This window comes from Dietzia sp. UBA5065, assembly GCA_002415925.1.
In the GTDB taxonomy this organism is placed as follows: domain Bacteria; phylum Actinomycetota; class Actinomycetes; order Mycobacteriales; family Mycobacteriaceae; genus Dietzia.
The window spans coordinates 17,538-24,153 of sequence record DIAZ01000001.1 but is presented as its reverse complement, the minus strand read 5'-3'; the positions used below and the strand labels follow the sequence as shown (position 1 = coordinate 24,153).

Annotated in this window: 8 protein-coding genes and 1 tRNA gene; 5 read left to right on the top strand and 4 right to left on the bottom strand. The window is 69.7% G+C overall.

Translation table 11 applies throughout. The annotated features are described in order from the left end of the window. Positions 1-124: 124 nt before the first annotated feature. Together B4M60_RS00130 and B4M60_RS00125 are read left to right on the top strand one after the other, a co-directional pair. Entirely contained in the window at positions 125-325 is a 201-nt protein-coding gene (locus tag B4M60_RS00130; RefSeq protein ID WP_291079337.1) for a CsbD family protein, read from the top strand. 47 nt (positions 326-372) lie between these two features. Then, positions 373-460: transfer RNA gene (locus B4M60_RS00125), tRNA-Ser, on the top strand. Between the two features lie 43 nt (positions 461-503). Here the strand turns inward: B4M60_RS00125 and B4M60_RS00120 are convergent. Further along, positions 504-1,130, bottom strand: a complete 627-nt coding sequence (locus B4M60_RS00120) for a TetR/AcrR family transcriptional regulator (protein ID WP_291079336.1) — start codon at positions 1,128-1,130, stop codon at positions 504-506. Positions 1,131-1,398: 268 nt separating this feature from the next. On the opposite strand from B4M60_RS00120, the gene tgt reads away from it, so the two are divergent. From tgt to B4M60_RS00105, 3 genes are all read left to right on the top strand, one after another. Further along, the gene (gene tgt, locus B4M60_RS00115; protein WP_414646690.1) at positions 1,399-2,676 is read left to right on the top strand and encodes a tRNA guanosine(34) transglycosylase Tgt; all 1,278 of its coding nucleotides are present in this window, start codon (positions 1,399-1,401) and stop codon (positions 2,674-2,676) included. A gap of 473 nt (positions 2,677-3,149) precedes the next feature. Then, entirely contained in the window at positions 3,150-3,434 is a 285-nt protein-coding gene (locus B4M60_RS00110) for a hypothetical protein (RefSeq protein ID WP_291079335.1), read from the top strand. Between the two features lie 74 nt (positions 3,435-3,508). Continuing rightward, positions 3,509-4,408 carry a DUF6226 family protein gene (locus tag B4M60_RS00105; protein WP_291079334.1) on the top strand — a complete coding sequence of 300 codons (900 nt, stop codon included), beginning with the start codon at positions 3,509-3,511 and terminating at the stop codon, positions 4,406-4,408. A gap of 29 nt (positions 4,409-4,437) precedes the next feature. Here B4M60_RS00105 and B4M60_RS00100 read toward each other — a convergent pair whose 3' ends face one another. The 3 genes from B4M60_RS00100 to gluQRS form a co-directional block, all read right to left on the bottom strand. After that, complete coding sequence (locus B4M60_RS00100) at positions 4,438-4,764, bottom strand: CHY zinc finger protein (RefSeq protein ID WP_291079333.1); 327 nt, start codon at positions 4,762-4,764, stop codon at positions 4,438-4,440. Beyond that, positions 4,761-5,570 (bottom strand): queuosine precursor transporter, encoded by an 810-nt coding sequence (locus B4M60_RS00095; RefSeq protein WP_414646689.1) that lies wholly within the window; start codon positions 5,568-5,570, stop codon positions 4,761-4,763. The genes B4M60_RS00100 and B4M60_RS00095 overlap by 4 nt, the downstream gene beginning before the upstream one ends. Positions 5,571-5,639: 69 nt before the next feature. Beyond that, complete coding sequence (gene gluQRS / locus B4M60_RS00090; RefSeq protein WP_291079332.1) at positions 5,640-6,563, bottom strand: tRNA glutamyl-Q(34) synthetase GluQRS; 924 nt, start codon at positions 6,561-6,563, stop codon at positions 5,640-5,642. Between the last annotated feature and the right edge of the window lie 53 nt (positions 6,564-6,616).

Sequence of the window (6,616 nt, the reverse complement as noted above, 5' to 3'; positions counted from 1 at the left end):
CGTTGCGCCGCTCGCGGCGGTGACCCGATCGTGACCTCCCACCGGTGGAGGCCCGCCGCCGCCCTCCGTACGGTGGGCGGGGACAGGCGCCGGGCCCCGGCGCCGTGATCGAGAGGAGCACCACATGGGAGTGGGAGACAAGTTCTCGAACAAGGCCGAGGAACTCGGCGGCCGCGCCAAGGAGACGGCGGGTGCCGCGACGGGCGACCGCGACCTCCAGGCCGAGGGTCAGGCGGACCAGGGCAAGGCGAACCTCAAGCAGGGCGCCGAGAAGCTCAAGGACAAGGCCAACGAGGTCGCCGGCAAGCTCACCGGCAACAACTGACCCAGCCGATTTTCGTATGCGGGCACTCGTCGAGTAGCCTGATCGGCGGTGGCGTGTCCGAGCGGCCGAAGGTGCAGCACTCGAAATGCTGTGTTGGGTAACCCCCAACCGTGGGTTCAAATCCCACCGCCACCGCCCCGGGAGAGCCCCGGATCCCAGACGGGATCCGGGGCTCCTCTCACTCCGCGGGGTCGGCGGGGTGGTCGGTCCGCCCGATTCCCGCGACGGAATCCGGCAGGGCCGCGATCGCGCTGAGCGAGGCCAGCGACGAGTCGATCACCGCCTTCTGCGGAAGCCCCGATTCCTCTCCCAGCAGCGCCAACTCCTCGCAGCCGGCCAGCCAGGCGCGGGTCAGCACCAGCGTCATGGGTCCGGGCCGGGCCACCCCGATGCTCTCCAGGATCCGGAGGCTGATGGTGCGGTGCATGCCGTCGACCACCTTCTCCAACACCGGGTCGACCGACCTCCCCGACCGCAGGACGGCCACGTAGTTGTCCCGGCGGCGCTGGATGTAGCGGACCAGGGCGGTGACGATCGCACGGGTGCGGTCCTCCGCGCTGGTGCCCTCGGGGATCTCGGTGAGAACCAGGACGTGATCGGCGGCCGCCTCCACCACCGCGATCAGGTAGTCCAGCTTGGTGGGGAAGTAGTGGAACAGCAGGCTGCGCGACACTCCGGCCCGCTCGGCGACGTCGTCCATCGACAGGGCGTGGAACGGCACCGTCTCGAGCAACCTCACCCCCAGGGAGACCAGTTGCGCGTGGCGCTCGGGACGGGTGAGTCGGCGGCCGGTCGCTGGGGTCATGACCCACCTCGTCTCATGGCCCACCTCGTCGTCGTCGACTCGACCCACCGGTCGAGTTCTCCCATCGTAGGGCCACGGCGGGGGCGGGGGGGCGCCGGGGNNAGTTGCGCGTGGCGCTCGGGACGGGTGAGTCGGCGGCCGGTCGCTGGGGTCATGACCCACCTCGTCTCATGGCCCACCTCGTCGTCGTCGACTCGACCCACCGGTCGAGTTCTCCCATCGTAGGGCCACGGCGGGGGCGGGCGGACGCCGTGCCACGATGGAGCCCATGTCGGACCACTCCTCCACCCCTGCGCTCGCCACCACCTTCGACGTGGGCTCCCGGATGGTCCTCGACGGCACGGCGGGCGGCCGGACGGGCGTCATCCGCACCCCCCACGGCGACATCGCCACCCCGGCGTTCATCCCCGTCGGCACCAAGGCCACCGTCAAGACGCTCACCCCCGAGCAGGTCCGCTCCACCGGCGCCCAGGCCGTGCTCGCCAACGCCTACCACCTCTACCTGCAGCCCGGCCACGACGTGGTGGACGCCGCCGGCGGGCTCGGCGAGTTCATGCGCTGGTCAGGGCCCACCTACACCGACTCCGGCGGCTTCCAGGTGATGAGCCTGGGCGTGGGGTTCAAGAAGGTGATCGAGATGTCGGCCGGGACCGAGCCCGACGACAAGGCCACCAACAAGAGCCAGGGGCGGCTGGCCAAGGTCGACGAGGACGGCGTCACGTTCACCTCGCACCTCGACGGCTCGCGGCACCGGTTCTCGCCCGAGGTGTCCATGCAGATCCAGCACGGGCTCGGCGCCGACATCCTGTTCGCGTTCGACGAGCTCACCACGCTGATGAACACGCGCAAGTACCAGGAGAGCTCGGTGGAGCGGACCCGGCGCTGGGCGCAGCGGTGCCTCGACGAGCACGAGCGGCTGTCGCTGGAACGGACGCACCGGCCCGGCCAGTCGCTGTGGGGCGTGGTGCAGGGCGCGCAGTTCGAGGACCTGCGGCGGCAGGCCGTGCAGGGGCTCGTGGAGATGAGCGACCGGGCCGAGGGCCAGGGGCGGCGCGGGTTCGGCGGCTACGGGATCGGCGGCGCGCTGGAGAAGGAGAACCTCGGCACGATCGTCGGCTGGTGCACCGAGGAGCTGCCCGAGGACCGGCCGCGGCACCTGCTGGGGATCAGTGAGCCCGACGACATCTTCACCGCCGTGGAGAACGGCGCCGACACCTTCGACTGCGTGGCCCCCACCCGGCTTGCGCGGCACGGCGGCATCTACACCCTCGACGGGCGCGTGAACATGACGCGCGCGCAGTTCCGGCACGACCACTCGCCGCTGGATGCCGAGGGGCCCTCCGAGGTCTCGCGCGAGTACAGCCGCGCCTACATCCACCACCTGTTCAAGTCCAAGGAGTTCCTCGGCTCCACCCTGTTGACCCTGCACAACCTCGCCTTTGTGGTGCGGCTGGTGGACGAGGTCCGCGCCGCGATGGACGCCGGGCCCGACGAGTACGTGGCCTACAAGGAGCAGTTCCTGGGGCGGTACTACTCGGGGCGGTGACCGGGTGCGGAGCGGGGGCGCGGGCGCGGGCGCGGGAACGGGAGGCCCGGCCCTTCGCGGCGAGTGCGTCCAGCCCTGTGGCTCGATGAATGGGACCCTGCCCCGCGGCCTGGCCCCCGCAACCCCCGAAAAACCGTGATACGGTTTCGAGGTGAAAGTGGTGATCTACACGTCTGCGCGTCGGCACGGCATCGCAGACGACGAGATCAGGGCGGTACTGGAGCATCCGATCGTCCGTATCGGCTGACACCTCGGTTCGAGCCTGATGCGCAATTGATCCGGATGGTCGGGGACCCACATGGTGGGCCTCTGGTCGAAGTGGTCGCAGACCAGGTTGATGCCGAGGAGTTGCACGTGTTCCACGCGATGCTGCTGACCTCGGCAGTGGTTCGCGAGGTGCTCGAGGCCACCGGAGGGCACCTTGACCTGACCGACGGGGTCAGTCGCCGACAGAGAACGCAGCGGGAGGGACCATGAGCAACCCCAGAGATGTCGAGGCGCGCTATGCCCGGCTTGCTGATGCGGTGGAGGCGGGCGACTACCTGGTGGTCGATGGCTCCGTGGATGTTCGTCCGGACTATCGTCCTGGCAGGCCGCGCAAAGGTGACGCGGGCGGAGAGACCCGGCCGTTGGCCGTTCGGCTCACCGACGCCGATCGGCAGCGGCTGGCGGACTATGCGGAGCGCACGGGGCGGCCGATGAGCGCAGTCGTCCGAGCGGCCATTGACGAGTACCTCGGCAGGCATCCCGCGGCCTGAGCCGGCACCGGAAGTGGATGGGTAGTGCCTCCAGCGGACCGCGGAGGCGTTTCAGGCGGAGGAGGCAGCCGGACATGAATCACGACGTCAGTGACGTGGGTGGCCCGCACGCCGAGACCTGGTGGCATGCGCGCAATACCCGGCTACGAGAACTGCCGTGGACCGACAGTTCGTCCCTGTTGCCAGATCATGTGTGTGGACTCCTGGATGAGGTCGAGGCCGCGTTCGCGATGACCGGCGCCCGTACGCCCGCGTGGGAGGGCCGGCCAGTGGACCAGTCGCCGGCCGAGGAGGAGTACAGCCGCTGCCTGGACCCTGGCAAGTTCAGGATCATCCAGTCAAGGATCGACGCCTGGGCGAAGGTACTCGTCGATCGGGGGTGGGCACACCTCGAGACGGATCCTTCGAATGAGCGGCGCGGCAGCCACGAGCATTCGCAGACCACGCTCGTCCTTCGCCCGACTGCAGAGGCGCATACAGGCGGCGCAGTGCCGCTGTCCTACCTCGTGTACTACTCAACGGATCTCGAGGCCACGCTCAACGTCGAAGTATGCGCTGGTGAACCGCCGTACGTACTCGCCGAACTGCCCGGCTGTGGGTGTGATGCCTGCGATTCGGGATCTGCCTGGCTGCTCGAGGAGCTGGACCAGTGGACACTGTCGGTCGTCGATGGGTCTCTCGTCGTGGATCCCGCCGCGACGTGGCAGGTCCAGACCTCGTTCGGGGGCCACGGATCCAGTGGGGGATCGAGCGGCGACTCGAAGTCGGCCGCAGCGTTCACCGCCGCCCCGTGGGCGACGGGCTGGAATCCGCTCCGCATCCCCGATCGAGATGAGACCGCGTTCCCACCGAGTTCGAGGCGCGGACTGCGGATTGCCGTCGGAGAATGGTTCCGTGAACTGATCCGCCGGTTGCGCGGCCAGCCGAGGCTGGAGCAGGGGTGGACGATCTACGGCCCTGTCGATCGCGGATAGAGCTACGGAGCGCCTGAGGCTCAAAACGGCTACTCGAAGTAGATCGAGTGGTGCAGCGAGCAGCCCGGGTTGAACGGTGAGGCGCACGACGGGCAGGCGCTCGCCGCGAGGTAGTCGTTGATCGCCAGCGTTGAGCGGCACACCCCGCACAGGATCGCGTGCTCGTCGAACCGGCCCGCCGGCCACGCCGAGACCGGGTGGTCGGCGGCGTCGGCGTGGCAGCGGAAGCACGGGTAGAAATCCCCGCAGCAGTGGAAGCGGATCGCGACGATGTCCAGCGGGCTGCGGTAGTGGACGCAGCGGGTCTGGTCGTCGACGGTCGGGCCGAGGACCCGGACGGCGGGGTCGGAGGTCATGCAGCCGAGTCTGCCAGCGCAGACTGGTAGGTGGGCTCGCGCTTCTTGATCCACGCGATCACCACGTATGTCACGGGCAGCAGGACCGCTTCGACGAGGGTTTTCCACACGAAGCCGATCACCACGTAGTTCCAGTAGTCGCCCGAGCCGAGCACCATGCCCAGGGCCGGGGCGGCGATCGTGCAGAACACGAGGGTGTCCGCGAGCTGGCCGACCACGGTCGAACCGAGCAGGCGAGCCCAGAGACTCTGCTCGCCGGTGCGGCGCTTCATCCACACCAGGACGTACGAGTTGAGCAACTCGCCCACCACGTACCCGGCCAGGCCGGCGAGGAAGAACTGCGGGATGACCCCTGCCACGGCCTCGAACGCGTCCTGGTTTTCGTAGAACGGGGCGGCGGGCAGGTGGACGGTGATCGTGAAGCTCAGGGCTGCCAGGGCGAGGACGATGAAGCCGGAGATCACGGCACGGCGCATCGACCGGAACCCGTACACCTCACTGATCACATCACCCAGCACATACGCCAGCGGGAAGAGCAGGAAGGCCCCGTCGGTGACGAGCCCGTCCATCGACAGGAAGCCGAGGTCGAAACTCAGGTCGGGGAAGAGGAGGACGCCCTTGGTGCCGGTGACGTTGCTGATGAGCATCACGCCGACGAACAGGGCGATGAGATAGCCGTAATAGGTGCTGCCGACGGTCGCGAAGGCGGCCCGGCCGGCAGAGGGGGTGCTGCGCGCCGGCTCGGGAGAGTCCCCGTCCGGCCGCCCAGTCCCGAGTCGTTCGGAAGGTTGCGGTGAAGTGGTCACGGGCGTCGATTATCCGCGCAGACGCTGCCGGGTGGCGAATTCAGCTCGCCGGGGTGGGTGCCCCGCCAGCTAGGCCACCACCCAGGGGCCGGATCGCAAGGACTCGGTGGTGACCAGCCCGCGCAGTGCCTCGATCGAGTCCGCGCCCTCCGGTCCACCGAGTGAGGCCACGATCCGGACGACGGCGGCCCTCGTCGTCGTCCCCTCCCGGGCCAGATCGGCCAGGGTCACCGCGCCGTCCCGCTTGGCCAGGCGCTCACCGGCTGCGTTCACCGCGAGCGGCACGTGGACATACTCCGGATGAGGCAGACCCAGCAGATCGGCGAGATGGGCCTGGCGGGGAGTGGAGGAGAGCAGATCCTCGCCGCGCACGACCTGGTCGACACCCTGCTCGGCATCGTCCACCACCACCGCGAGGTTGTACGCCCACACGCCGTCCCCGCGACGCAGCACCACATCGTCCACCACACCGGTGTAGGGCCCGTGGATCAGATCGGTGACCGTCAGCTCTGCGACCGTCGCGCGCAGACGCAGCGCCGGCACCCGCCCCGGGCCGAGTTCCTCACGGCGGCGGGCGCGTTCGGATTCGGCCAGGTCACGGCAGGTGCCGGGGTATGCGCCCGGCGGGGAGTGCGGTGCCCGCGGGGCCTCGGCGATCTCGCGGCGCGAGCAGTAGCACTCGTAGACCAGGCCCCGGTCGGCGAGCCGGTCGGCGGCCGCGGCGTAGGCGGGGAAGCGCTGGGACTCCCACATGATGTCGCCATCCCAGTCGATGCCGATCGCTGCCAGGTCCGCCAGCTGGCGTTCGGCGATGCCGGGGCGGGCGCGGGCGGTGTCGAGGTCGTCGATGCGCATCCGGAAGGCCCGACCCGAATCGCGGGCCAGGACCCACGCCGCCACCGCCGTGCGCAGATTGCCCAGGTGCAGGTCCCCGGACGGGCTGGGCGCGTACCGGCCGACGCCGGGGGGCAAGGGGCTGGCGGGGGCTTCCACGCTGAACAGAGTAGGCCGCGCGACCGGGAGGGGCGGACGCGGCGGGAGGTGCC